Raw genomic sequence first — 859 nt, 5'->3', positions numbered from 1 at the left:
CTTCACGTTGACCGTAACCGGGACGTCCTCGCTTGACCCATCTGGGTAAGCTACATGCAAAAGACCAGTGGCTGGTTGCCCAGCCTTAGCAGTGTTAGGCTTCGTCTTCCAACTATACGTTGTCCCCTTTGGCAACTTGTCTTGATTGGTGACTACGATGGTTGGATCAACGTCCGCGTTTTGATCAGCCGGTGGCGTGATTACCGTTGGCGTGTATTGATCCGCGTTTGCCTTCACGTTGACCGTAACCGGGACGTCCTCGCTTGACCCATCTGGGTAAGCTACATGCAAAAGACCAGTGGCTGGTTGCCCAGCCTTAGCAGTGTTAGGCTTCGTCTTCCAACTATACGTTGTCCCCTTTGGCAACTTGTCTTGATTGGTGACTACGATGGTTGGATCCACTTCCGCGTTTTGATCAACCGCTGGCGTGATTAACGTTGGCTGGTATTGATCCTTGTTTGCCTTCACATTGACCGTAACTGGGACGTCCTCGCTTGACCCATCTGGGTAAGCTACATGCAAAAGACCAGTGGCTGGTTGCCCAGCCTTAGCAGTGTTAGGCTTCGTCTTCCAACTATACGTTGTCCCCTTTGGCAAAGTGTCTTGGTTGGTGACTACGATGGTTGGATCAACTGGCGCGTTTTGATCAACCGCTGGCGTGATTAGCGTTGGCTGGTATTGATCCTTGTTTGCCTTCACATTGACCGTAACTGGGACGTCCTCGCTTGACCCATCTGGGTAAGCTACATGCAAAAGACCAGTAGCTGGTTTCCCAGCCGTCTCAGTGTTAGGCTGCGTCTTCCAACTATACGTTGTCCCCTTTGGCAAAGTGTCTTGGTTGGTGACTACGCTGGTTGGA

1 protein-coding gene is annotated in these 859 nt (G+C 51.7%); it reads right to left on the bottom strand.

Annotation, left to right across the window (positions count from 1 at the left end; genetic code table 11):
* Positions 1-859: Rib/alpha-like domain-containing protein (locus tag QOS03_RS09185; RefSeq protein WP_283576188.1), on the bottom strand; the 859-nt coding region annotated here is incomplete at both ends.

The organism is Limosilactobacillus pulli (assembly GCF_947381555.1).
Classification (GTDB): Bacteria; Bacillota; Bacilli; order Lactobacillales; family Lactobacillaceae; genus Limosilactobacillus; species Limosilactobacillus pulli.
The sequence above is the reverse complement of the archived record's forward strand: the minus strand, read 5'-3'. Positions and strand labels throughout refer to the sequence as shown.